The organism is Limnohabitans sp. Hippo4 (assembly GCF_003063605.1).
Classification (GTDB): Bacteria; Pseudomonadota; Gammaproteobacteria; order Burkholderiales; family Burkholderiaceae_C; genus Limnohabitans_A.
This window is the reverse complement of sequence record NZ_NESE01000001.1, coordinates 367,481-392,746: the sequence shown is the minus strand read 5'-3', so window position 1 is coordinate 392,746 and position 25,266 is coordinate 367,481. Positions and strand designations below refer to the sequence as shown.

The window sequence follows — 25,266 nt, the reverse complement described above, 5'->3', positions numbered from 1 at the left end:
GTTTGTTGGGCATATAACTGATTCATAACAAGCAAAGCAAGACCTTCGATCTCTCGTGTTACAGGCGTCATTAAGACCTTTGTGACTTGTTCGGATCGTTATTGAAGGTCTTTCATGGAATTGTTTTCAGTGCCATGGTGGTCAGCGTTGCTGGCAATCATTCTCATCGACTTAGTTTTAGCTGGCGACAACGCCATCGTGATCGCGCTTGCAGCGCGTAATCTCCCACCTGAACATCAAAATAAAGCCATCGTCTGGGGAACCGTCGGTGCCATTGTGGTTCGCTCTGCCATGACGGTTGGCGTGGTGTGGCTTCTCAAAATCCCTGGCCTCATGTTGGTTGGTGGCTTGGGCCTCTTGTGGATTGCCTACAAGCTCATTTCAGACACATCTGAAGACGAACACCAAGGTGTTGGCGCCACCACCTTCTGGGGTGCCATGAAAACCATCATCGTGGCCGATGCCTTGATGGGCGTTGACAATGTGTTGGGTGTGGCAGGCGCTGCCAACGGATCTTTCGATTTGGTGGTCATTGGTTTGCTGATCAGCATCCCTATTGTGGTGTTGGGCAGTAAGTTGGTCTTGCGCTTGGTCGAAAAATGGCCCGTGATCATTCACTTGGGTGCGGCTGTTTTGGCTTTCACCGCTGCGCAAATGATCATCAATGAAAAATTATTAGACCCCATCTTTGATGGCGGCGAAACCATCAACAACTTGGCCCGTGCTGCAACATACATCGTTGCAATAGCCGGTGTGTTGGTGATGGGTTGGTGGGCAACTCGAAAACAGGTGCAAGAAGAGTCAGAGACACAAGCCATCTAATCAATTTTTTAACCAGGAGAAAAAAATGGAAACATTCATTGTTTACATAGACGACAAGCAATATGCACTCCAACAAGTTATCCCCATGCTGCCTGCGAATGGACAGAGACCGCAAGCCGCCAATTGGGTTTTGATTGGATGTCCCCCTCGGCTCAACCGCCACACCGGTCGTTGGCTCACGCACGCTGCACAAAAAAAATGGCGCCAAGAATGGACTCAGGAAACGACCTCTGAGTTGTCACAACTGCTTCAAAGTGGTGGTAACACAGTCAACGTTCGTGTGGCACACGGCGCTTTGTCTGAGTTGACCAAGCAGATCAGGGGCGAAGTGGGGCCTGCGCGTGTGATTGACGCACGCAGACCCAAGATGGCCGTTAATTTGGATCCTGTGACGTCTGAGCAGCCTCAAGAAAAGTCGACTTGGGCTGTTCCCAGTGGGGTCTTGGCGATGAGTGCTGCCATTGTGATGGCCAGCGAGTAATTCGTTTCATCCAATAAAAAAACCCCTCTAGCCTAGGCTGGAGGGGTTTTTTCATGTTTTCAAGGCTGTTGAAGTGCAGCCATGTGACGTTACATCGTGTCGATGAAGCTGCGCAGTTTGTCACTGCGGCTGGGGTGCTTCAACTTGCGAAGTGCTTTGGCTTCAATCTGACGAATACGCTCGCGCGTGACATCAAACTGCTTGCCCACTTCTTCCAAGGTGTGGTCGGTGGACATTTCAATACCAAAGCGCATGCGCAGCACCTTGGCTTCACGCGGTGTGAGGCTGTCCAAGATGTCTTTGACCACATCGCGCAAGCCCGCTTGCATGGCGGCATCGATTGGCGCAGTGTTGGCGCTGTCCTCGATGAAATCGCCCAAGTGGCTGTCGTCGTCGTCACCGATTGGCGTTTCCATGGAGATTGGCTCTTTGGCAATCTTCATGATCTTGCGAATCTTGTCTTCCGGAATTTCCATTTTCTCGGCCAAGATGCTGGCATCGGGCTCGAAGCCAAATTCCTGCAAGTGCTGGCGCGAGATGCGGTTCATTTTGTTGATCGTCTCGATCATGTGAACTGGAATACGGATGGTGCGAGCTTGGTCCGCAATAGAGCGGGTGATGGCCTGACGAATCCACCATGTGGCGTAAGTGGAGAACTTGTAACCACGACGGTATTCGAATTTGTCCACGGCCTTCATCAAACCGATGTTGCCTTCTTGAATCAAATCGAGGAACTGCAAACCGCGGTTGGTGTATTTTTTAGCAATCGAAATGACCAAACGCAAGTTGGCTTCGATCATTTCTTTCTTGGCGTGACGTGAGGCGCGTTCACCCGCGTTCATGCGCTTGTTGATGTCCTTGAGTTCGTCCAAAGGCACCACCACACGAGTTTGCAAGTCGGTCAGTTTTTGCTGAATGTCTTGAACGGGCGGGATGTTGCGGCCCATCACAGCACTCCAAGGCTTGCCTGCGGCAGCTTGTTTTTCGATCCATTTCAAATCGAGCAAGTGAGAGGCAATGCGCTGGTTGTTTTTGTCGCGGCCGCTGAAGTCAGCAATGAACTGGTCCTGTGGGTAGCCACATTTGTCCACGATGATGCGGCGCAATTCACGTTCTTTTTTGCGAACGTCATCCACATGGCCGCGCACCATGTCACACAGCTTTTCGATGGTTTTCGCGGTAAAGCGAATGGTCATCAACTCTTCAGACAATTCTTTTTGTGCCTTCTGGTAAGCCGGTGTACCCCAGCCTTCTTTGGCAGAAATTTTGTGGACTTTTTCGAACAGCTCTGTGATGCGGTCAAAGCGTTCGAGGGCTTGATTCTTCAACTCTTCCAATTTCTTGGTCAGAGCCTTGGAGCCACCTTTGCCATCATCGTCGTCCGACTCGTCAAATTCGTCGAAGTCTTCTTCAGCCACGTAGTCATCGGCTTCGTTGATGTTGGAGAAGCCGTCCACCACGGTGGAGATCACAACTTTGCCTTCGCGGATTTCACCCGCAAGTCGCAAAATTTCGGCGATGGTGGCAGGTGAGGCGCTGATGGCCGTCATCATGTCCATCAAGCCGCCTTCAATGCGCTTGGCAATTTCAATTTCACCTTCGCGTGTCAGCAACTCAACAGTGCCCATTTCGCGCATGTACATGCGAACGGGGTCAGTGGTGCGACCAAACTCACTGTCCACTGTCGACAAAGCGGCTTCAGCAGCTTCTTCGGCTTCTTCTTCGGTGGAACCCGTGGGTGCGTTGTCGGTAATGATCAGCGTTTCGGCATCGGGTGTTTGCTCATAAACGGCAACACCCAAATCATTCAGGGTGGCGATCACCACTTCCAAAGTTTCTGCGTCAACCAGCTTGTCGGGCAAGTGGTCGGAAATCTCGCCGTGCGTGAGGTAACCGCGAGTCTTACCCAACTTGATCAGGGCTTTCAAGCGTTGACGGCGCTTGGCCATGTCTTCTTCAGACAAGACCGTTTCATCCAAACCAAACTCTTTCATCAAGGCACGCTCTTTGGCCTTGCTGATTTTCATGCGCAGGGGTTTTGCTTTTTCGGTTGACTCTGCAACGGGTTCGCCCGCCAGGTCATCTTCGATGTCACTCAAATCTTCATCGACAGGTGCTGCTGCGCCTGCTTTGGGTTTACGGCCGCGCTTAGCGCCAGTCGGTTTCAGATCGGCTTCGGGTGCTGTTGTTTTGGCAGGCTTGCTGGCTGCAGCTTTGGTGGCCTTGGCCTCTGCAACTTTGGCTTCCGGTTTGGCAACTTCTTTGCTGACGGTTTTTGCGCTGACTTTGGCGGATGCCTTGGTGCTTTCTTTGGCGACTTCCTTGGCACTTACTTTTTGGGGTTCGGCTTTAGCAATTTTGTTGCTTGCTTTTGCAACCGCCTTGGCGGGAGCTTCTTTTTTGGAAACGGGCACTGCGCTGACTTTCTTGGCCGGTGCGGCAGCTTTGGCAGCGGGCTTGGCAACAGGCTTGGTCACTGCTTTGACAGGCGTTTTCACGACAGGCTTGGCGGTGACTTTGGGTGTTGGTTTGGCGCTTGCTTTGGCTTTGACCGGGCTTGCTTTAGGAGCTGCTTTGACCGCTGGTTTCGCTGCTTTGGCTGGGGCCGACTTGGCCACAGGCTTGGCATTGGACTTGGCGGCTGGTTTGACAGCAACTTTTGCAATGGGTTTAACTGATTTGGCTGCGCCAGACTTGACTTGTGCTTTAACGGGCTTCTTCGGCTTTGGAGCGGGCATGATGGACCTCAGGACTGCAAACGAACTTGGAAACAAACGCTGCGTCACAAACTTCTGACGCGAGAGGAAATGCCAACGCTGACCTGCATGCAGGTGCAATCATTGGCAAGGTTTTGGGGCAAGATGTTTGGGCGAACATTTGGAGTGCAGTCCTTGCGGTAGGTTGGCCGTCCCGAGGAGGGAGGTGCGCTGTGGCGTTGGCCGGGTCCGGAGGTGCTGCTGTCGCTCTTGCCTGAATTTTGGATTATACCTAAATAGGCTTCGCGGCATCAAGGAATTTGAGCGCTGATCAGGCTTTTTCGCCTTTGATGGAGTTCACGCCAACGCTGATAGGCTGCGGGGTCTTGGCCACTTTCAGCCTCTTTGAGGGCCGCCGTTTCTTGGACTTTGAGTTGGTCAATCAGCATCAAGTTGAGCAACATCCGCACTTCTTTGTGGGCCTCACCGGGTTCAAGCTCGGCTCCAGCTCCAGGCTCAACAGGCAAATGCCCCCCCATCAATTTGGCAGCCAAGGGTGCAAAGACTTGATTTCGAAGTTCCGATTGCAGGGTGCCCCAAGCCAAAGGACCATGGTCATGGAATTGACTCTCAATCCAGCGCATCAATTCACCGTGTTCGCCTGGTAAATCGCAGAGAAGGGCATGGTCCTCGGCCGAGAGGGTGTCCCACAAGGCCATGTTGGTCAAAACAAGTCTGACAGCATGGTCTGCGCGACTGGCCAGTGGCGTTCTGGGACCCAATTGGATAGGCTGCTCGCTGCCGCCAACCAGGCGCCACTTGCCGTTGGCATCTTTTTGCCAAGTTTTCCCATCTGGGCGCGAACGCGAACCTGATTTCTGGAACATGGCACTTCGGGTGGATTCAAACGGTGAGGCCTGTCCTTCAGGGTCGTAGGCCGCGTCAGCCGCATAAGCCTGTGTATCACGCCCCGAGCTTTGGTTGGCAGAACTTTGAACGCTGCCACGGGGCTGGCTTCGGGCTGCTGCAGCTTCAGCTTGCTGCAACCACAGTCCCGCCAACTCAGCGGGATCGAGCTGAATCAATTGGGCTAACTCGGTGAGTAATTGGCGCTTCAAGGCGCCATCTGGCAAGGCGCGCCACAAGGGACTGGCATTGCTCGAGAGATGGGCTCGACCTTCTGCGGATTGCAAGTCACACCCGTCAGAAGCCACTTCAATCAAAAATTTGGACAGTGGCGTGGCTTGTGCAACACATTGGGAGAAAGCTTCGGAGCCTTTTTCTCGAATGTAGCTGTCGGGATCGTGCTCTTGGGGCAGAAATAAAAATTTGATGCTGCGCACATCGGTGGCATAACCCAAGGCACCGTCCAGTGCTTTTCTGGCGGCGCGGCGACCTGCGTTGTCGCCATCAAAACTGAACACCACTGAATCGGTGAATCGGAAAAGTTTTTGCACATGGTCTGGCGTGCATGCAGTGCCTAAGGTGGCCACAGCATTTGGAAAGCCCCACTGCGCAAGCGCCACAACGTCCATGTAACCTTCGGTCACCAGCACATAGCCAGCACTGTGGATACTTTCTCTGGCTTCAAACAGGCCATACAGTTCACGACCTTTGTGGAAAACGGGCGTCTCTGGCGAGTTCAGGTATTTGGGGGTGCCATCGCCCATGACCCGTCCACCAAAGCCAATGCATTCACCTTTGATGTTTCGAATGGGGAACATCACCCGATCTCTAAAACGGTCGTATCGCTTGTCGTCGTCCTCGTTCAAAATCACCAGACCGCTTTCAACCAACAAAGGGTCGTCGTAATTGGGGAACACACTGGCCAAACTGCGCCAACCTTCTGGCGCATAGCCCAAGCCAAAGCGTTTGGCAATTTGCCCAGACAAGCCGCGCCCTTTGAGGTAAGCGACGGCCTTGGGTGCGGTCTTCAAATGCTGGCGATACGATTCACCCGCTTTTTCAAGCATGTCGGTAAGCGAGTTTTGTTTTTGCTTTTGCTCAGCGGCTTTGGCGCGGTCTTGGGGTGACAGATCATCTTCTGGCACCGTCATGCCGGTTTGCTGCGCCAAGTCTTTGACGGCTTCAATGAAGGTCATGCCCGCGTGGTCCATGAGAAAGCCAAGGGCATTGCCGTTTTTGCCACATCCAAAGCAATGAAAAAATTGCTTGGTCGGACTGACCGTGAAACTGGGTGATTTCTCGCCATGAAATGGGCACAAGCCCATGAAGTTGGCGCCACCCTTTTTGAGCTGGACATAGCGGCCGACCACCTCCACGACGTCCACGCGTGAAAGCAGTTCTTGAATAAATGATTGAGGAATGGCCACGGGTCTATTTTCACCCAAGAAGGGGGGTCCTTGGGCACAAAAAAGCCCTGCTCAGCAGGGCTTGTTTTGAAGCGCCAGAAAAATCAGGCTGCTTTCTTTTTGCTTTTGGACTTTTTCTTTTTGGCAGCCTTTTTGGCGGCTTTAGGCGCTTCTGCGGCGGGCTTGGCTGCTGGTGCGGCAGCAGGGGCTGCTGCGGGAGCAGGCGCTGGCGCTGCAGCAGGCGCTGCAGGAACGACGGGTGCTGTAGGTGCAGCAGTTTGTGCCACAGAGGCCAAGGCCATGGTGCTCAAGACACCTGCAATGATGAGTTTGTACATGGGACTTCCTTCAATAAAACAAAACAAGATGAGGATACAACGAATCACAGGGGGGTTCAGGATGACCTCAGTCAATATTGAAGGCATGAACCTGATATTGGCCCGTTTTTTGATCCGCAAAATAATGCTTCAAAGTTTCCTGGACTGTGCGAAAGGCCAAGTCATCCCAAGGGATTTCAGACTCTAGAAACATGCGTGTCTCTTGCGTTTCAAAACCAGGGTTGAATTCTTCGTTGAGCAATTCGGCCAGATAGTAAAGATGGACCTGACCGACGCGCGGCACACTCATGACCGTGATCAAGGGGCCCATGGTGAAATTGGCACCTGCCTCTTCAGTGGTTTCCCTTGCGGCGCCCTCAGACGTGCTTTCACCAAGTTCCATAAAGCCTGCCGGCAAAGTCCATTTGCCTTTGCGTGGCTCAATGTTGCGTTTGCAAAGAAGGACGCGATTGCCTAAATAAGGCACTGTGCCGACAACATTGAGTGGATTTTCATAGTGCACCAAGTTGCATGCTGTACAAACAGCACGCTCTTTGGTGTCGCCATCATCGGGGAGTCGATACAAAACTGCCGAACCACAGGCTCGGCAGTGTTTGATCAATTGGCGTTGGAAGCTCAAGCTTTTTTCGCTGGTGCTTTGGCAGCGGGCGCCTTGCTGTGCTTCTCAATCAGTGCGCGGGCAGTGTCCAGTAATTTACGGCCGTCGTAGCCCCGCTTGTTCATGTCTTCAACCCATTCCACTTCCAAAGTTCGTGACTTGCGACGGAATTCTTGGGCCTCTTCAGGGCTGACGGTGAAGATGGCATTGCCACGGTCGCTGGCGGCTTTGCGTCCAGCCACATCACCCTCTTGCTGAACTTTGCCAAGCCAGCCTGAAGTTTCCATGCCGCTGTTGTTGTCGATGATTTTCTTCAAATCAGGCGGCAGTGAGTTGTATTTGGCTTTGTTCATGGCCATCACAAATGTGGTGGTGTAGAGGCTACCGCCAGCAGGATCAAACTCTGCGTGATTTTTGGTCAACTCGTGTACCTTGACTGAGGGCACCACCTCCCAAGGAATGACCGCGCCATTGATGGTGCCCTTGGACAATGCGTCGGGGATGCCAGGCAAAGGCATGCCCACAGGAATGGCGCCCAAAGTGCCCATCAGCTTGGTCACTTGGCGCGTTGGCGCGCGCATTTTCAAACCCTTCATGTCTGCCACATTTTTGACGGGCTTGTCGGCCGTGTGAATGACACCAGGGCCATGCACTTGCAAAGCAATGACTTGCGTTTCTTTGAACTCATCGGGTGCCATGGTTTGCACATATTCCCAATAGGCTTTGGAGGTGGCTTCGGCATTGGTCATCATGAACGGAAGTTCAAAAACTTCAACGCGTGGGAAGCGACCTGCTGTGTTGCCTGGCAAGGTCCAGATAATGTCGACCACGCCATCGCGTGCTTGGTCGTACAACTGCACAGGTGTACCACCCAATTGCATGGCGGGGTAAGCTTCAAATTTGATGCGGCCACCAGACTCTTTTTCAACCTTGTTCATCCATGCTTTGTGCATGTTGAGCCACACGTTGGACTGAGGTGCCATGAAGGTGTGAAATTTCAGGGTGACGGTTTGCTGAGCAAAACCTGTGATTGCTGGGGCAGCCAGCGCAGCGGCGGCGCCAGATTTCAAAAGTGAGCGACGTTGAATCATGTGTGTCTCCAAGTATTGATGGACTGAATGTTAACGGATCAAGGCCCTAAAAACCGAATTCAAATCAAGCGACGTACTGAATCAACCACAGGGAAATCCCGGGGAAGAAAAGCAACAAAGTGGTACGGATGGTGTCGCTGATGAGGAAGGGCATGACACCCTTGTAACTTTCAGAGATGGGCACATCCTTGGCCATGCTGTTGACCACATAGACATTCAGGCCGACTGGCGGCGCCAGCATGCCAAAGCCAACGGTCATCAAGACCATGATGCCAAACCAAATGGCGGTGGGTTCTTTGGCCATGCCAAAGTCAAGGCCCATGATCATGGGGAAGAAAATGGGAATGGTCAGCAAAATCATGCTGAGCTCGTCCATGACTGCACCCAAGACCACGTAAAACAGCAAGATGGCCGTGACCACCATCAAAGGTGACAGACCCCAGCCGCCAACGACTTCTGCCAGTTGGTTAGGCACTTGCGTCAGCGCCAAAGACGAGTTCATGACATCCGCACCGATGAAAATCATGAAAATCATGGCCGAGCTTTCGGCGGTGGCATAAAAACAGGTTTTGAATTTAGCCCAGTTGATTTCGCGCTTGAGCAGTGCGGCCACAAAGGTGGACGCCGCACCCACGCCAGCACCTTCAGTGGGGGTGAAAAAGCCGCCGTAAATGCCGCCAAACACAATGATGAAAACGGCGGCAATGGGCGCGATGCCACCCAATGCAGCGAGCGAGAAGCGCTCGATGTTGTCATCGACTTCTGGCGCTTGGCCAGGCACCACGCGCACATAAATGGCAATGGCAATCATGTAGCCCATCATGGCTATGATGCCGGGGATCATGGCCGCAGCAAACAGCTTGGCAATGTTTTGTTCCGTCAAAATGGCATAGATGACCAAGGGCACAGAGGGCGGAATCAAAATGCCCAAGGTGCCACCCGCAGCCAAGGTGCCGGTTGAGAGTCGACCGGAATAACCATGTCGCTTCATCTCAGGCAATGCCACACCTGTGATGGTGGCGGCCGTCGCCACCGATGAGCCGCAGATCGAGCCAAAGGCTGCGCTGGCCAGCACGGCCGCCATGGCCAAGCCGCCTTTGAAGCGTCCCATCACGCTGGCTGCAAACTGAAACAAGGCTTTGCTGATGCCGCCTTGGGTTGCAAAGTGACCCATCAAGATGAACAAGGGAATGACGGACAGGTCATAGCTGGCAAAACGCGCAAAAGCCAAATTGTTGAGGAAGCTGGAATAGGGGCCCCATCCGGTTTGTACCAAATAGCCCAGCGTGCCTGCTGTAAACATGGCCACCGAAATGGGGACGCGAATGGCCATGAGCACCAACATGGCACCGAAGATGATCGAGCAAAGTGTGAGTGCGCTCATGCTGCAGCTCCATCACTGACCACAAATTTTTCACCCATGATGGCTTGTGCCAAAGCAATCACGCCGCTTAAGACCAAGGGGGGTGTCATGGCGGCATAAACAATCCATTCTGGAAAGCCCAACATCATGGAGCCCGACTGCGAAATCCAAGCATTCATGCCGCCAAAGTAGGTGCGCCAAGCCAGAAGTCCAAAGGCCATGGCCATGAACAATGCGCCTAACCTGTCAAGTTGCACGATGGTGGCTTCACTGGCTTTGGCGGTAAAGAAGTCCACAATGATGTTGGCCTTCTTCAGTTGGCACAAGGGCATGAACAACGCAATGGCAGCGCCTGTGGCAACGCCTGTTAATTCAAAGTCTCCCACAATGGTGTCGCCGGTGGTGTTTCTGCCAATCAGGCTGTAGCAGGTCATGAGGGTGATGAAAGTCAGCAAGATGCCAGACAGCACACTGCACAACTTGGCCAATAGTTCGAGTATTTTCATGGGAGTTCCGGCGCACGAGGACATCAGCCTCGTGGTTTTCATTCAATGATTATTTGGCAGGATCGATCTTGACTGTCAGAGAGCCTAGGCCAGCCACTTGGCCCACCAAAGTATCGCCCGCAACAACGGCAGCAACGCCTTCAGGGGTGCCCGTGTAAATCAGGTCGCCAGGTTGCAATTCCCAAGCGGCTGACAAGTGTTCAATGGTCTCTGCTACATTCCAAATCAGCTTGGCAACGCTGCTGGTTTGACGAACTTGGCCGTTCACCAACAGATCAAGCGGGGCATTGTTGATATCGCCGGCCTTGGCTTTAGGGGTGATGGGGCCAATGGGCGCAGAGTGATCAAAGGCTTTGCCGATGCACCAAGGACGACCCAATTTCTTCATGTCGTTTTGCAAATCGCGGCGTGTCATGTCAAGGCCAACCGCGTAGCCATAAATGTGTTTCTCTGCGTCTGCGGCTTTGATGTTCTTGCCGCCAATACCAATCGCCACAACCAGTTCAATTTCGTGGTGCAAGTTTTGGGTGATGCTGGGGTAGGGCATGTGACCTGTTTCACCTGCATTGACAACCACCAAGGAGTCACTTGGTTTGAGAAAGAAAAAGGGTGGTTCACGACCTGTGAAACCCATCTCTTTGGCATGCTCTTCATAATTGCGGCCCACGCAGTAAATGCGGTGAACAGGAAAACGCTCTGGTTGTCCCAATACCGGGACAGAGGGAATTTCAGAAGGGGCAAAAACGAAGCTCATGGGAACCTTTCAGATCAGGAGATTTCTGCGGAAATAAAGCGCTTTTCGTAAGTATACTTACGAAAATACGCATCTTTCCAAACCATCCAATGATAGTGCTATGAACAACAGTTTCGATTTCGCCCAAGCGCCGGGTCATTTGGTCCGCCGTGCGCATCAAATTGCTGTTGCCTTGTTCATGAGCGAGCTGTCGGCAGAAGATGTCACGCCTGTTCAATTTGCCATTTTGAATGCGGTGATGGACACGCCAGGTGTCGATCAAGTGACCTTGGCCAATCGCGTGGCATTTGATGCAGCCACTTCAGGTTCGGTGATCGGCCGACTAGAAACCAAAGGCTGGATTCGACGCGAGCCCGATCAAGTGGACCGTCGGCGCAAGCTTTTATGGTTGACGCCTGCCGGCCAAGATGCCACCCTTCAAATGAAGCGTACGGTGGAGCAAGTTCAAGAAAAAATCACGAGCCCTCTAACGCCAGAGGAGGCGCAAGCTCTGCGGGTGTTGTTGGCCAAGTTGGTCGCAGGCCACGAGCGAGCTTCGACCGATTGAATTCATTTTTGCTAGTGCTGTGCAGCGTTGTGCAACAGCGCGTGCCTGAGTTAACTTTTGTAAGTCAATTCAAAATGTTCGACCACGGGTGGCGCCGCAAAGAAGGGGCCCACAATAGCGCGCCACTCTGCAAACAAGGGTGACTCTCTAAAGCCAACGGTGTGGTCTTCTAGGGTGTCCCAAAAAATTTGCAACACAAAGCGATCTGGACTCTCAATGCCTCGATTGACTTTGGCGCCTTGAAAGCCTTTGGCGCGCGAAATAACGGTTGCCAGGCCGCGAGCAATGGCCTCTTCAAAAGCCTTCTGTTGGCCAGGCGTGATGCGAATGTCTGCAAGTTCGAGAATCATGTAAAACCTCAAGTGTGAGTTGTGAATGTCAACGGGCTTATTTTGACAAATTAAAGTCGACGTTGCTTGGCTGTCCACAAAACGAGCGACACAAAGCACAGGGTCACGATGACCAAAGCAAAGCTGCTGGTCGCCCAAAAAGTGCTAACTTCTGGACGTGCAGACCATGGGCCTAAGCCTTCATAGGCCCACAGATAGGCGCCTCCCAGACCCACGCCCCATAGCATCACACAATAGATGGCCAGGGGGATCAGGGTGATTCGGTAGCAACGCAAAATGAAGGCGCAAACCGCTTGCAAGGCATCCACCAAGTGGTACAACGCCACCCATACCAACACGCTGGCAGCGGTGATGGCAACTTCTGCATTGGCAGAAAAAAGCTGCGCCAAACCCTCGCGGTTCAATGCCAAGCCACCGCTGCTAAGCAGGGCCAATGCCAAGCAAATTTTCAGCCCTGTGTGCGCTGCTTGTTCGGCATGGTGGGCTTGACTGGCGCCCAACCAAAATCCGACACGGGCACTACTGGCAATGCCCAATGCCAAGGGCACCATGTACATCAGGCTGGCCAAACTGGCGGCGATTTGATGACTGGCTGCGGCTACCACGCCTTGCCGGGAGATGAACAAGGCCATCATCGTGAAGGCGGTCACTTCCACCATGAGTGATAAACCAGACGGAACGCCCAAGCGTAAAAATTGACGCTGTGTTGGCCAATGCACGGCTTCCATTGGCTGCCAAATTCGGTAGGGGACATAAACAGGATGATGGCGTAAGTGGTAAATGCCCATGAGCAACAACCAAGTGTTCACGACCAAGGTGGCCCAAGCACATCCCACAACGCCGTGAGCCGCCAAACCCCAGCCACCCAATGTGAACCAAATGGACAGCGGAATCTTGATGCCCAAGGCTGCAATTTGAAGAGCGGTGACCCTCAAGGGCATGCCCAGACTTTGATTCAAGGTGGCATACATGCGAAACAGCAAGGAGGGTCCAACCGCCACCGCCAAAACTTGTAAATAAGCGCGGACATCCCCTTGCAAAGCTTCTGGAACTTGGGTTGCCTCTAGCCATATACCGGGCCACAAGAGCGCGAGCATGCCGAGCAAACTGACGCTCAAGCAAAGGTACAAGGCTTGACGAACAGATTTGCCCAAGGCCACATGCTGGCCTGCGCCTCGCAGTTCGGACCAAACAGGCAGCATGGCTTGCATCAGGCCATTCAACGCCACGTAGATGCTGATGTAGATGGCTGAGCCGACTGAAAGAGCGGCCAAAGCAGAAGCATCGTAGCGCCCCGCAATCAGCGTGTCGGCAATGCCAAAAGACATCACTGCCAACTGGCCGATCAGGACCGTGCCAGCATGGCGAAGGATGATGCGCGCTTCAAACATTCAGCAACACGCGTTCAGGGTTTGGCAACGTGGGGTGCTGTGCGTTTGTACAAAACAATGTCTTCATTGTTGTCGGAGGGGCGACGAACAGTGGCTTGGTATTGCCAAGTTTGCATGTCGACATCTTTTTTCAAGGTGCTCAATGCTTGCGTATCAACAATCAACCATTCGCATTGCGCAACCTGCGGGTTGCCATCCGTTGAGTCTTTGCTGGTGGGAATCAACTTGACCTTGCCGTGAAACTCAAATGCAGCGCCTTGCGCGCGCGTGAGGCCATGGTAGTGAACGCATTCTGGCGTGCCAAGCATGTCGCGAACTTTGAGCACCAAAGGCTCGTAGCTGCGCGCAAAATTCAAGAGAGGCAACCACAACGTCATGACCAAAAGCCAACACAAAATGGCGCCACCCGCGGGCAGTGCCATGCTTTTCCAAATGGCGGCGCGGTGACGGCCCGCCCGCCATTTGACCAAGCTGGCCCATACCAGCGAGGCCATCAAAGCAAAGACAAGAGCGGCGCCAGAAAAGACGTGCGTAAATCCGGGTGCGAGTCGTGCAACGTTGATAGCGGGTTGTGCCGGAATGCCGGTTTGCAAAGAGGTCCATACAACCCAAATGATCAATGCCCCCACACTGAAAAACACCAAAGTGAACCAGTCCACAAATGCACTGACACTGCGGCGGAGCGTTGGCAGCGCAAATGCTGCCAGGGTTGCCATGGCTGGCAAACTCAGAAGCAAAGCGCGATCGCTGAGACCCGAAAACCAGGTTGTGCAGATGGCGACGGCAACAAACCAAAGCGGCAGTGACAAATGTGGATTGGCTGTCAGGTGTTGCAGTTGGAAGCGCCAGCGCCAGAGGGTCCAAATGGCCAATGGCCAAGCGGGCCATGTGAACCAAAGCAACAAGCGCGTCATCGATTTGATTTCAAAAATGTGCGAGTAGGCCACACGCCAACGCCACAGCCCCAGGGCACTGACCAAGGCTGCAGTGGCCAGACAAATGAGCAACACCCAGGCCACATCCACACTGCGCGCACGCAATGCGCTGGGCTTGCCTGTGTCCAGTGCCATGACAATGGCACCGCCGACACCCAAGATCATGGCCAAGGCCGGAGCGCCTGAGAGTGCCATGCCCACAATGGCGATGGCCGAGCTGACCCAGGCCCCTGTGCGTTTGCGAGGCAGGTTGGCCAATGCAAAAAAGAGCAATGTGGAAAAGCTCAACTGCGCAAGCGCGGGTGTAGCTTCGTGTGAAAGCCTTGCCAAACCCAAACAAGCCAACAAGGCCAACAAACCCCCGTCGGCAATGGCCCTGGCGTAATCAGCCGGACGCGCTTCGCCGCCAAAGGCAAAGGTCACAGGCTGTGCGGCGGGGGTTCTTGCCAAGGCATAAACACCATACCAGGTGGCGGCCAGTGTGAGGGCCAGCAAGCCCATGAAGGGAACGCGCGCTGCCAAATCGATGGGAATGGCTGCGGGCAAGATTTGGATGCTCCATGCACCTAACCAATAGGGCAGCAAGGCCGCATGGGGATCGACTTGCCCTAGCAGGGTTGGTTTTAGCCACGAGACTGTTTCAGGCCCGAAGGTCTGAGCCAAGTGCAGCATGAAACCAAAAGCTTCCATGTCGTCTGCCTTCCAAGGCGTTCTGCCGACAAAACCTGGCAGCACATAGGCCAAGCAGAACATCAACAGCACCCAACGCGGCAAGCGCCTGACAGCGCTTTGGGCCACGATGGCTGGATTGGAAGATGAATCAGAAGAGTTGAAAGTCACAACTTAGAAGATAGCAGAGAAGCACCTTTGATCAAAGCGACCCCAAGGTAAAAAAACATGCGCAATTTAGCCGGTGCAAAAAACAAGGGCAGGCCGGTTGCCCGGGCTGCCCTGTTTGATCACGCAGTGATGCGTTTGGGGAATTATTTGGTGACGCTTGTCTTGCCAAAGCGATTGCGGAATTTCTCAACGCGACCACCCATGTTGTCCACAGATTTTTGTGTACCAGTGTAGAAGGGGTGTGATTCGCTGGAAGTATCCAACTTGAACAAAGGCAACTCGCGGCCGTCGTCCATTTTCACCATTTCTTTGGCGTTGACACAAGAACGTGTGACGAACTTGAAGCCGTTAGACAGATCCAAGAAGCAAACTTCTCGGTAGTTGGGGTGAATGCCTTCTTTCATGGTCTTTTCCTTGAGTTCAGTTGCGACAGCCGCCCATGGACCATTCCAGGGTACTTTTCGCGAAAAACGAGATTATGGCATGAAATCAATGACTTGCATGCCAAATTAGAGCTGAGACAGCTACTTTTTAGCCGCCGCGTCGCATCATGTCGAAGAATTCGACATTGCTCTTCGTGGCTTTCATGCTCTTGAGCACCATTTCCATGGCTTCAATTTCGTCCATGTTGTACATGAACTGGCGCAAGATTCGGGTTTTTTGCAGCACTTCGGGTTGCAACAACATCTCTTCGCGACGCGTTCCGCTGCGGTTCAAGTTGATCGCGGGGAACACGCGCTTTTCGTACAAGCGGCGTTCCAAATGAATTTCGCAATTGCCTGTGCCCTTGAATTCTTCAAAGATCACCTCGTCCATGCGGCTACCGGTGTCCACCAAAGCAGTTGCGATGATGGTCAAGCTGCCGCCTTCTTCCACATTGCGCGCTGCGCCAAAGAAACGCTTGGGGCGTTGCAGGGCGTTGGCATCGACACCGCCGGTCAGAACCTTGCCTGAACTGGGTACCACATTGTTGTACGCGCGGGCCAAACGGGTGATCGAGTCGAGCAAGATGACGACGTCTTTTTTGAGTTCGACCAAACGCTTGGCGCGCTCGATGACCATTTCGGCCACGTGCACGTGGCGCGCTGCAGGTTCGTCAAATGTGGAGGCTATGACTTCGCCGCGCACGGTGCGCTGCATCTCTGTCACTTCTTCAGGGCGCTCGTCAACGAGCAAAACCATCAGGTGGACGTCGGGGTTGTTGGCGGTGATGGCATGCGCAATGTGCTGCATCATCACGGTCTTACCCGACTTGGGCTGCGCCACGATCAAGGCACGTTGGCCTTTACCAATGGGGGCAATGATGTCAATCACACGGCTGGTGATGTTCTCATCGGCCTTGATGTCACGCTCCAAGCGCATTTGAATGTTGGGGAACAAGGGCGTCAAGTTCTCAAACATGATCTTGTGCTTGTTGTTCTCTGGCAAATCGCCATTGACCTTGTCCAGCTTGGTGAGGGCAAAGTAGCGCTCGCCGTCTTTGGGGATGCGCACTTCACCTTCGATCATGTCACCCGTGTGCAGATTGAATCGGCGCACTTGACTGGGGCTGATGTAGATGTCGTCGGTGCTGGCGGTGTAGCTGGTGTCGGGGCTGCGCAAGAAACCAAAGCCGTCAGGCAAGATTTCCAAAACGCCATCGGCAAACACTTGTTCACCAGCGCGGGCGCGCTTTTTGATAATGGCAAACATCAGCTCTTGCTTGCGCATGCGGCCCGTGTTTTCAATCTCAAGTGCTTCGGCTTGCTTGAGGACTTCAGACACGTGCAGTGCCTTGAGTTCGTTTAAGTGCATGGATTTACCTGCGTAAAACAACCCTGGTGGGTTGATGTCAAAAAAATCAGGGGGAGTTGGAAAACCAGAATTTCAAGCGTCTAGAAACCAAAGCCATGAAAGGTGCGCCAGTAGGATAAGCAGGCGCTTGGGGCTTTACGAAGTTTCTATCTTGAAACTGTGTTGAAACCCTTTTGGGGATCAACGTTGCGGATTATGACAGGAATTTCGCTGGCTTCGCAAGCCGTGCCTGAGAAGCGCATGAGCGCTGGTCTCAAGAAATTAAGGCTTTTGCCTGAAGTGGGGCGAGCTGGCGCACTCGCCCTGTTCAAAGTTTCAGGCCAATTGTTGGTCAATGAAAGCTGTCAATTGGGCTTTGCTCATGGCGCCCACCTTGGTTGCCGCCAGTTGACCGTCTTTGAAGATCATGAGGGTAGGGATGCCGCGAATACCATACTTGGCAGGAATGTCACGGTTTTCATCCACATTCATTTTGGTGATTTGCAATTTGCCCTGATAGGCACCTGCCACATCGTCCAAAATGGGCGCAATCATTTTGCAAGGGCCGCACCATTCAGCCCAGAAATCAACCACCACAGGTGTAGCTGACTTGATAACGTCAGCGTCAAATGTGGCATCAGAAGTGTGTTTGATCAAATCGCTGGCCATGGCCTTTTCCTTGTTTGAATGTGAAATGCAACGAACGTGCCTTTGTAAACTGCTTGTATTTTGACAGAAACCCATAAGCCGCTAAGGCATGGGGCCATCTTTTCCATTGTTTGATCATCGTTTTCCCATGAACTCCATCCAAGCTGATGCACAGCCTTCCCAAAACGCCGACGTGGTGATCGTCGGCGGCGGGCCTGCGGGCTTGATGGCGGCTGAGTTGCTCTCAAGTTGGGGGCATGCGGTTCACCTCTTTGATGCCATGCCTTCCGTTGGCCGCAAATTCTTGCTGGCGGGGCGGGGCGGTCTGAACTTGACGCATGCTGAACCCGCTTCGCAATTCTTGACCCGGTACGGCCAACACCAACAGCAGTTGACGCCCTTGATCCAAGCCTGGGGAGCACCAGAACTTCGCAATTGGGCTCAAAGCTTGGGCATCGACACCTTTGTGGGCACATCGGGGCGGGTCTTTCCAACAGAAATGAAAGCAGCCCCTTTGCTGAGGTCGTGGCTGCATCGTTTGCGTCATCCAGCCACGGGCTTGCCCGTTGAATTTCACATGCGTCATCGTCTCCAACGCATTCAATCACTGAATGTCTCAGGCCACGCGCAAGTCCAGTTGACGTTTCAAGTTCAAAATCTGTCGAGTGAAGTCGCGCAAACCAAAGAGGTTCATGCCAAATCGGTCATCTTGGCTTTAGGTGGTGGCAGCTGGGCACGCTTGGGCTCTGACGGCGTTTGGGTGCCCTGGCTCCAAGCCATGGGCGTGCCTGTCAAGCCTCTACAGCCTTCCAATTGTGGTTTTCATGTCAGGGGCAGATCAGGCTCAGGTTGGACGACATTTTTTGAACAGCGTTTTGCAGGACATCCCTTGAAATCGGTCATCCTTTCGTGGCAAACGCCACAAGGTCAAGTGCTCAAGCGACAAGGAGAGTTTGTGGCCACAGCCTATGGCGTCGAGGGCAGCTTGGTCTATACCGCGTCGGCAGATTTGCGTGAGCAAATCAATCAAAAGGGTGTGGCGGAGGCTCAATTGGACATGTTGCCTGACCGTACTTTGGACCAGGTGCAAAAGGAGGTCATGCACCCCCGCGGCACACGAAGTTTGTCGTCGCACCTTAAAAGCCGTCTGGGCATTGAGGGCGTCAAAATGGGTTTGTTGAACGAATTGCTTTCACCCGAAGACCTTCACGATCCAATTCGATTGGCGCAAGCGATCAAGGGTCTTTCCATTCAATTGACGGCCACTCGGCCCATGGACGAAGCCATCAGCACGGCAGGGGGCGTGACCTGGGAAGGCTTGCTGCCAAGCTTGGAGGTCAAAGCCTTGCCAGGTGTGTTTTGTGCAGGGGAGATGCTCGATTGGGAGGCACCAACGGGGGGGTATTTGCTCACAGCCAGTATGGCCACTGGGGTATGGGCCGCGAAGGCACTGCACCAAAAAATGAAAGGTGACGAGCCTTGACCCCGGCACTGGCGCCGCAGTTAGAGCTGCTTGGTTCCCCACCTGACTCGGTTGGCCGCTTAACCATGCGGGAAGGCCCGTCGGGGTCTATTGTAAGACACCGATAGAATCAGCACATGTCTTATCTTGTTCTGGCACGAAAATACCGTCCTCGCAACTTCACCGAAATGGTGGGGCAAGAGCACGTGGTGCAGGCCCTCACAAATGCTTTGGTGCAACAAAGGTTGCACCATGCCTATTTGTTCACAGGGACACGGGGTGTGGGCAAGACCACTGTTTCACGCATCTTGGCCAAGTCACTGAACTGCCAAGGCGCAGACGGACAAGGCGGGATCACGGCAGAGCCTTGCGGTGTCTGCCAAGCTTGTCAGGACATTGATTCGGGTCGATTTGTCGATTACACCGAACTTGATGCAGCCTCCAACCGCGGTGTTGACGAGGTTCAAAGTTTGCTGGAGCAAGCCGTTTACAAACCCGTTCAAGGGCGCTTCAAAGTCTTCATGATTGACGAGGTTCACATGTTGACCAACACGGCCTTCAATGCCATGTTGAAAACCTTGGAAGAGCCGCCCGAGTATTTGAAGTTTGTATTGGCCACCACCGATCCCCAAAAAGTGCCTGTCACGGTGCTCTCGCGTTGCCTTCAGTTCAACTTGCGCCCCATGGCGCCTGAAACAGTTTTTGAGCACCTGACGCGCGTCTTAGATCAAGAAAAATTACCTGCCGATCCCATGGCGCTGAAACTGCTGGCACGAGCAGCGCGCGGTTCGATGCGCGACGCGCTGAGCTTGACCGACCAAGCCATTGCCTTTGGCAGCGGTCAATTGCAAGAGGCCACTGTTCGATTGATGTTGGGCAGTGTTGATCAAAGCCACGTGATGGGACTGATTGACGCGTTGGCCCGCGGGGATGGCGCCGAAGTGGTTCGCATCTCTGAAACATTGCGACTCAATGGTTTGTCGGCTGCCTCTGCGCTCGAAGACATGTCAGTGGCTTTGCAGCGCATGGCGGTCTTGCAGGCTGTGCCGCAAGCTGCATCGGCGTCCAATGAGCCGGACCATCTAGAACTGGTGCGCTTGTCACAGGCCATGCCTGCGGATGAAACTCAATTGCTTTACAGCTTGTGCTTGCACGGCCGTGCAGAACTTGGCTTGGCGCCCGATGAGTATGCGGCTTTGACCATGGTGTTGCTGCGCTTGTTGGCCTTTAAGCCCAAGCCAAGCGATTCTTCAGGCAGCGCGCCAACGGCTCAAAAAAAAACTCTAACAACAGCCCCAATCACGCGCACTGAAGCAGTTCAAAGCCCGCCCTTGCAGCAAGCCGTCGCTGCGCCGCCAAAAACTGAACCAACAGTTGTTCATGAAGCCTCAGATGAATTCGCTGAACCTGTGCAAGCTCCACCCACAGTACCGCTTCGCGTTCAAAACTTGCCTGTGCGCCAAGCCTCTGAACCCACGGAAAAATTAGCGCCCAAACCTTTGGTGCTGACAGAAGAAGGTCATTTTTGGACGGAAACTGTGCGCCATCTCATCAGTGCTGAGGCCATCACGGCCTTGGTGCGCGAGCTGGCCTTGCAATCACAATTGATTGCGCGTGACACCGATCAGTGGCATTTGCGCATTGAAAGCGAATCACTGAACCAAGGCGTGGCGCGTGAGCGTTTGCAAGCGGCACTGCACGCTGCAGGGCATTCGGTCAAGTTGGTGGTCGAAATTGGTAAAGTATCCGATTCGCCGGCGCAAAGAAATGCGGCGGCATTGGCTGAGAAACAAAAAGCGGCAGAAGATTTGATTCACGCCGACCCCTTGGTGCAGGCCATGGTGCAAGATTTTGGCGCCAAAATTGTGCCGGGCAGCATCAAGCTGATTTCTTAAATTCATTGAAGGAAAAACATGTTCAACAAAGGACAACTTGCAGGTTTGATGAAGCAGGCACAAGCCATGCAGGACAACCTCAAAAAAGCACAAGACGAACTGGCATTCGTTGAAGTTGAAGGCTCAGCCGGCAGTGGTTTGGTGAAAGTTTTGATGACTTGCAAGCATGCTGTGAAGCGCATCACCATCGATCCCAGCTTGCTGGCCGATGACAAAGACATGCTGGAAGATTTGGTCGCCGCAGCGTTCAATGATGCCGTGCGCCAAGCCGAAGAAGTTTCGCAACAAAAGATGGGCAAGTTAACGGCCGGTTTGCCTCCCGGCATGAAGTTGCCTTTCTAAATCAAGCGCAATCAAGTTTCACCCCCTTTCATCCTCATGCAGAAACCCACAGCTCATGCGTTGGACGCGCTGATTCAAGCATTGCGCGTCTTGCCAGGCGTGGGTGCCAAGTCGGCTTCACGCATGGCTTTTCATTTGATGCAGCACGAGCGGGGTGGTGCATTGTTGTTGGCCAAGGCACTGACGCATGCCTGTGACCATGTGCGGCATTGCGCCACGTGCCATACCCTCACAGAGTCTGAAATTTGCGCGATGTGCAGTGATCCTGATCGCGACCGCTCACAATTGTGCGTGGTTGAAACACCAGCCGATCAAGCTGCCATTGAGAGAACTTCCACCTTCAGAGGTTTGTATTTTGTGTTGATGGGCAAACTCAGTCCACTCGACGGTGTCGGCCCCAACGATCTGGGCTTTGCCAAATTGTCAGAGCGCTGCAGCGATGGTTTGGTGCAGGAGGTGATCTTGGCCACCAACTTCACAGGCGAAGGTGAAGCCACAGCCCATGTCATTGCCGAAATGCTCAAAAAACGTGGCCTGCGCGTCACGCGTTTGGCCAGAGGCGTGCCTGCTGGCAGCGAGCTGGAATACGTTGACCTGGGCACCATTGCCCATGCGTTGGTCGACCGCCGGTAGGACTGCGTCGGCAGTTAGCGTTCTTCATTACGTACTTACCCGCTTGGGAAGTCTCCCAATGCGCAAACACCGATACCTTTGTATGCTGAACCCATCTTTCATGGGAACTTATCAAGAGGTATTGTGGTGTTTGTCAGGCAAGGGCGTCGCAACTTTTCAGCATTGGCTGCGGCCACGTTGCTCAGTTCGCATGGCGTTCTGCGTGCCGCAACTTCGCCGCAGCGAGTCAGCATCGCCTTGGCGGCCCACAACAGCCTTTACCATTTGCCACTGGTCTTGGCCGAACAATTGGGCTATTTGAAACACGAAGGCCTGCAAATTGATTGGCTCGAATGTGAGTCTGGCATTGAAGCGGTTCAAGCGGCCTTGGCGGGGCAAGCAGATGTGGTTGCGGGTGCCTTTGAACACGTCCTCGACTTGCAAACATCAGGCTTGTCGTGGCGTGCGTTTGTCTTGCAATCCAGGGCGCCCCAAATCAGTGTCGGTTTGACCAGTCGGCGTGCAATTGGCATGAAGCATGTGAATGAACTCAAATCATTGAAACTGGGCATCTCTTCTTTGGGCTCGGCAACGCATTGGGTGGCGCAGCATTGGATCAAGCAGGTGGGACTGTCGACTGACGCCGTGCAGTTTGTGGCACTGGGCGCTGGCACAGGCAATGTGATGGAAGCCATGCGCGCAGGCACCGTTGATGCTTTGTGCCATGTCGATCCTGTTCTTCATTATTTGGAACAAAAAAACGAGTTGCGATTGATGGCTGATACACGCACATTGTCCAGCTCGCAGCGAATGTTTGGGGGACCTTTGGCCTCCGCATGTTTATTTGGAAAAGTTGAGTTTCTCCAAAAGCGCGCAGATCTCGCGCAAGCTTTGTCGCTTGGCGTGGTGAGGGCCTTGAAATGGCTTAAAACAGCAGGCCCTACAGATATTTTGAAAACAGTGCCTTCCCACCATTGGATGGGGGATCGTGCGCTGTATTTAGGTGCCCTTGAAAAACTGCGCGAAAGCTACAGCTTGGACGGACTGTTTGGCACAGACGCTGTTCAAACTGCATGGCGCATGCGAGCCTTGCGCATGGCGCAAGAAGCAGGTCCACTGTCGGCACTAGAGCGAAGCTTTACCAATCAATTTGCGCAAGTGGCCAAGCGCAAAATTGGCAATTGATTCGGCTGCTTATTTTTTGGCCTTGACGGGCGCTTTGGACTTGGCCTTCGAGCCCTTGCTCTGATTTGGCGCAGACTTCACGCCGGTGTTGATGCTGGATTTTTTACTGGCTGTTTTGCTGCCTTTAGAACTGGCCGTGGTGGGCACCAAAATGGCAATCGATTGACCTGGCTTCAGTGCGACAGGCATCTTCAATTTATTCCATGCCGCAATGTTGGCGGGTGTCACATCGTGCCGTGCAGCCAAGGTGGCCAAGGTGTCGCCTTTCAATGCGGTCACCATGATGCGGCGCAAGACCACTTCGGGTGCAAATGAAATTTGCGCGTTGTCTGCCAAATGCTCTGTGACGTCATTGTCCAAGTTGCCTTGTCGTGCCACCAGCAAGGTGGAACCTTGCTTGACTTGCATGCCATTGGGAATGGGGTTGATGCTTCTCAACTCTGATTCGGACATGTTGACCAACTTACCGACTTCCGCAATCTTCATGGTCTTGGGGACCGACCAGGCTGTCCAACTGGCAAGGGGCTTGTTAGCATGCTCTTCAAGGCGACGTAGAAATTTGTCGGCATTGTCCCAAGGCAACAAGATTTCGGGTGTGCCTGCAGCCAAGATCACGGGTCTGCTCATCGACGGATTGAGCGCTTTGAAGTCATCTAAACTGATGCCTGCAAAATTGGCCGCCAGTTTCACATCAATGTCACGCGTGATGCTGACAGATCGAAAGTAGGGGTGATTTTGAATCAGGGGCAAGCGGGCGTTGAAACTTTGAGGTTGCGCGATGATGTTCTTGACGGCTTGCAACTTGGGCACGTAATAACGTGTCTCGGTGGGCATGTTCAAGTCAGAATAGGTCAGACCCAAGCCGGCGGCTTTGTTTTTGGCCAATGCACGGCTAACGCTACCTTCACCCCAGTTGTAGGCGGCCAGTGCCAAATGCCAATCGCCAAACATGCCGTACAACTTTTGCAAGTAGTCCAAGGCAGCCCGGGTGGACTCGACCACACCGCGGCGTTCATCACGGAAGATGTTCTGTTTCAAGTCAAAGTATTTGCCTGTGGCGGGCATGAATTGCCACATGCCTGCCGCTTTGGCGGACGACACGGCTTCAGGGTTGAACGCAGACTCAATGAAAGGCAGCAAGGCCAATTCAGTCGGCATGTTGCGCCGCTCTAATTCTTCAACAATGTGAAACAGGTATTTGCGTGAGCGCTCTGTCATGCGCACCATGTAATCGGGTCTTGCGGCGTACCATTCTTCACGGTCTTTGACCAAATCATTTTCCAGATCTGGTATGGCGAAGCCTTGGCGAATGCGCACCCAAATGTCGGCTGGGGGTTCCGAGCTGACTTCTATTTTTTGTTTGGCCTTGACAGGCTTTGCAGCTGAAGTGGGTTGTACAGGCTGCGATGTTTCAGGGCTAGTTTCGGTGGCAGCCGCCTTGACATCGGATGCTTTATCTAAGTTCGCACAACCGACCAGGATCAAACTGAAGCATGCAAATGCCAAGCTTTGAATCAAAGCACGCAAAAAGTGAGTTGTCATTTGAAATCGTTTTTCCAAGAACGCAAGTTGGCGAAAATTTCGACGTCTTGGTGGGCTGTTTGAGGAGCAAAAGCCTTGACTGCTTGAATGACAGTGCTTTGGCGACTTCGCAAAAAGGGATTGATCTGCAGCTCAGTGGCCAGTTGTGCAGGAAGGGTTGGCAAGTTCTCTGACCGCAACTTCTGACACTGTTGCACATAGGCTTGGAGCGCCAGATTGTCAGGCTCGACGGCCATCGCAAATTTCAAATTGCTCAGGGTGTATTCGTGGGCACAGCAAACGCGGGTGTTGCCAGGCAGGGTGGCCAATGTGTCCATGGCCTTGAGCATTTGTGCGGGCGTGCCTTCAAAAATTCGGCCGCAACCACCCGAAAACAAAGTGTCGCCGCAGAACAAAATGGGTTCTTGTGCGCTGGGCTGTGACCAATAGGCGATGTGACCTGCCGTGTGACCTGGTACATCCAGGGTTTGAAAAACCAAGCCACCCCAATTGACAGCATCGCCTTGTTTCAAAGGCTGATATTCAAAAGGCAAAGATTCGGATGCGGGGCCGTAAACCTTGGCGCCCCATTGCTGTTGCAAGCTGGCGACGCCGCCGGTGTGATCGCCATGGTGATGCGTGACTAAAATGCAATCAAGTTGGTGTTGGTTCTCAGCGAGCCAGCGTGTCACAGGCTCGGCCTGGCCAGGATCAACCACCAAAGCGCGGCCTTGGTGCTGGATCAACCAAATGTAGTTATCAGAGAATGCGGGCAGTGGAATCAGGTTCATGACTCATCCTATT

General features: G+C 53.4%; 24 protein-coding genes and 1 other RNA gene. 8 read left to right on the top strand and 17 right to left on the bottom strand.

Translation table 11 applies throughout. The features are described from left to right. The first annotated feature begins 114 nt into the window (after positions 1 to 114). Entirely contained in the window at positions 115 to 822 is a 708-nt protein-coding gene (locus tag B9Z46_RS01795; protein ID WP_055360468.1) for a TerC family protein, read from the top strand. A 25-nt stretch (positions 823 to 847) separates the two neighbouring features. After that, positions 848 to 1,303, top strand: coding sequence for a hypothetical protein (locus B9Z46_RS01790; protein ID WP_108254319.1), 456 nt, complete (start codon positions 848 to 850; stop codon positions 1,301 to 1,303). A gap of 89 nt (positions 1,304 to 1,392) precedes the next feature. Here the strand turns inward: B9Z46_RS01790 and rpoD are convergent, their stop codons facing one another. The 8 genes from rpoD to B9Z46_RS01755 all read right to left on the bottom strand — a co-directional run bounded on the left by rpoD (position 1,393) and on the right by B9Z46_RS01755 (position 10,961). After that, positions 1,393 to 4,041: an RNA polymerase sigma factor RpoD gene (gene rpoD / locus B9Z46_RS01785; protein ID WP_233245879.1), complete on the bottom strand. Its 2,649-nt coding sequence runs from the start codon at positions 4,039 to 4,041 to the stop codon at positions 1,393 to 1,395. 269 nt (positions 4,042 to 4,310) lie between these two features. Further along, positions 4,311 to 6,332: a DNA primase gene (gene dnaG, locus B9Z46_RS01780; RefSeq protein ID WP_108254318.1), complete on the bottom strand. Its 2,022-nt coding sequence runs from the start codon at positions 6,330 to 6,332 to the stop codon at positions 4,311 to 4,313. A gap of 83 nt (positions 6,333 to 6,415) precedes the next feature. Next, positions 6,416 to 6,649 (bottom strand): hypothetical protein, encoded by a 234-nt coding sequence (locus B9Z46_RS15085; protein WP_158268382.1) that lies wholly within the window; start codon positions 6,647 to 6,649, stop codon positions 6,416 to 6,418. 67 nt (positions 6,650 to 6,716) lie between these two features. Then, positions 6,717 to 7,268 (bottom strand): NUDIX hydrolase, encoded by a 552-nt coding sequence (locus B9Z46_RS01775; RefSeq protein ID WP_055360471.1) that lies wholly within the window; start codon positions 7,266 to 7,268, stop codon positions 6,717 to 6,719. Beyond that, positions 7,265 to 8,338: a TRAP transporter substrate-binding protein gene (locus B9Z46_RS01770; RefSeq protein ID WP_108254317.1), complete on the bottom strand. Its 1,074-nt coding sequence runs from the start codon at positions 8,336 to 8,338 to the stop codon at positions 7,265 to 7,267. Before B9Z46_RS01770 ends, B9Z46_RS01775 begins: the two co-directional genes overlap by 4 nt. A 64-nt stretch (positions 8,339 to 8,402) precedes the next feature. Beyond that, complete coding sequence (locus tag B9Z46_RS01765; protein ID WP_108254316.1) at positions 8,403 to 9,722, bottom strand: TRAP transporter large permease; 1,320 nt, start codon at positions 9,720 to 9,722, stop codon at positions 8,403 to 8,405. Then, the gene (locus B9Z46_RS01760) at positions 9,719 to 10,207 is read right to left on the bottom strand and encodes a TRAP transporter small permease (RefSeq protein ID WP_108254815.1); all 489 of its coding nucleotides are present in this window, start codon (positions 10,205 to 10,207) and stop codon (positions 9,719 to 9,721) included. The genes B9Z46_RS01765 and B9Z46_RS01760 overlap by 4 nt, the downstream gene beginning before the upstream one ends. Positions 10,208 to 10,256: 49 nt before the next feature. Next, entirely contained in the window at positions 10,257 to 10,961 is a 705-nt protein-coding gene (locus B9Z46_RS01755) for a fumarylacetoacetate hydrolase family protein (RefSeq protein ID WP_108254315.1), read from the bottom strand. Between the two features lie 100 nt (positions 10,962 to 11,061). Here B9Z46_RS01755 and B9Z46_RS01750 point away from each other — a divergent pair, with 100 nt between their 5' ends. Continuing rightward, positions 11,062 to 11,508, top strand: a complete 447-nt coding sequence (locus B9Z46_RS01750) for a MarR family winged helix-turn-helix transcriptional regulator (RefSeq protein ID WP_108254314.1) — start codon at positions 11,062 to 11,064, stop codon at positions 11,506 to 11,508. A gap of 50 nt (positions 11,509 to 11,558) precedes the next feature. Here B9Z46_RS01750 and B9Z46_RS01745 read toward each other — a convergent pair whose 3' ends face one another. From B9Z46_RS01745 to trxA, 6 genes are all read right to left on the bottom strand, one after another. After that, complete coding sequence (locus B9Z46_RS01745; protein ID WP_055360476.1) at positions 11,559 to 11,858, bottom strand: antibiotic biosynthesis monooxygenase; 300 nt, start codon at positions 11,856 to 11,858, stop codon at positions 11,559 to 11,561. 50 nt (positions 11,859 to 11,908) lie between these two features. Next, on the bottom strand, positions 11,909 to 13,249 hold the full coding sequence (locus B9Z46_RS01740) for an MATE family efflux transporter (RefSeq protein ID WP_108254313.1): 1,341 nt from the start codon (positions 13,247 to 13,249) through the stop codon (positions 11,909 to 11,911). A 14-nt stretch (positions 13,250 to 13,263) separates the two neighbouring features. Next, on the bottom strand, positions 13,264 to 15,024 hold the full coding sequence (locus B9Z46_RS01735; RefSeq protein ID WP_108254312.1) for a hypothetical protein: 1,761 nt from the start codon (positions 15,022 to 15,024) through the stop codon (positions 13,264 to 13,266). A 143-nt stretch (positions 15,025 to 15,167) separates the two neighbouring features. Further along, positions 15,168 to 15,428, bottom strand: coding sequence for a type B 50S ribosomal protein L31 (locus tag B9Z46_RS01730; protein WP_055360479.1), 261 nt, complete (start codon positions 15,426 to 15,428; stop codon positions 15,168 to 15,170). A gap of 127 nt (positions 15,429 to 15,555) precedes the next feature. Continuing rightward, positions 15,556 to 16,818 (bottom strand): transcription termination factor Rho, encoded by a 1,263-nt coding sequence (gene rho / locus B9Z46_RS01725; protein ID WP_055360480.1) that lies wholly within the window; start codon positions 16,816 to 16,818, stop codon positions 15,556 to 15,558. A gap of 315 nt (positions 16,819 to 17,133) precedes the next feature. Continuing rightward, a complete protein-coding gene (trxA, locus tag B9Z46_RS01720; protein WP_055360481.1) occupies positions 17,134 to 17,466 on the bottom strand; it encodes a thioredoxin TrxA in 333 nt (110 codons plus the stop codon). A gap of 127 nt (positions 17,467 to 17,593) precedes the next feature. Here trxA and B9Z46_RS01715 point away from each other — a divergent pair, with 127 nt between their 5' ends. Further along, positions 17,594 to 18,928, top strand: a complete 1,335-nt coding sequence (locus B9Z46_RS01715; RefSeq protein WP_108254814.1) for a TIGR03862 family flavoprotein — start codon at positions 17,594 to 17,596, stop codon at positions 18,926 to 18,928. Here the strand turns inward: B9Z46_RS01715 and ffs are convergent. After that, an RNA gene (ffs, locus tag B9Z46_RS01710) (signal recognition particle sRNA small type) lies at positions 18,914 to 19,010 on the bottom strand. The two genes, B9Z46_RS01715 and ffs, sit on opposite strands and share 15 nt — an antisense overlap. Positions 19,011 to 19,044: 34 nt before the next feature. Here ffs and dnaX point away from each other — a divergent pair. The 4 genes from dnaX (at position 19,045) to B9Z46_RS01690 (ending at position 22,941) form a co-directional block, all read left to right on the top strand. After that, positions 19,045 to 20,802 carry a DNA polymerase III subunit gamma/tau gene (dnaX, locus tag B9Z46_RS01705; protein ID WP_108254311.1) on the top strand — a complete coding sequence of 586 codons (1,758 nt, stop codon included), beginning with the start codon at positions 19,045 to 19,047 and terminating at the stop codon, positions 20,800 to 20,802. Positions 20,803 to 20,820: 18 nt separating this feature from the next. Continuing rightward, the gene (locus B9Z46_RS01700) at positions 20,821 to 21,144 is read left to right on the top strand and encodes a YbaB/EbfC family nucleoid-associated protein (protein ID WP_055360483.1); all 324 of its coding nucleotides are present in this window, start codon (positions 20,821 to 20,823) and stop codon (positions 21,142 to 21,144) included. 36 nt (positions 21,145 to 21,180) lie between these two features. Beyond that, positions 21,181 to 21,777: a recombination mediator RecR gene (gene recR / locus B9Z46_RS01695; RefSeq protein WP_055360484.1), complete on the top strand. Its 597-nt coding sequence runs from the start codon at positions 21,181 to 21,183 to the stop codon at positions 21,775 to 21,777. Positions 21,778 to 21,903: 126 nt separating this feature from the next. Beyond that, positions 21,904 to 22,941: an ABC transporter substrate-binding protein gene (locus B9Z46_RS01690; RefSeq protein ID WP_158268381.1), complete on the top strand. Its 1,038-nt coding sequence runs from the start codon at positions 21,904 to 21,906 to the stop codon at positions 22,939 to 22,941. 9 nt (positions 22,942 to 22,950) lie between these two features. Here B9Z46_RS01690 and B9Z46_RS01685 read toward each other — a convergent pair whose 3' ends face one another. Further along, positions 22,951 to 24,483 carry a transglycosylase SLT domain-containing protein gene (locus tag B9Z46_RS01685; RefSeq protein ID WP_108254309.1) on the bottom strand — a complete coding sequence of 511 codons (1,533 nt, stop codon included), beginning with the start codon at positions 24,481 to 24,483 and terminating at the stop codon, positions 22,951 to 22,953. Next, a complete protein-coding gene (gloB, locus tag B9Z46_RS01680; RefSeq protein ID WP_108254308.1) occupies positions 24,480 to 25,253 on the bottom strand; it encodes a hydroxyacylglutathione hydrolase in 774 nt (257 codons plus the stop codon). Before gloB ends, B9Z46_RS01685 begins: the two co-directional genes overlap by 4 nt. Positions 25,254 to 25,266 lie beyond the last annotated feature (13 nt).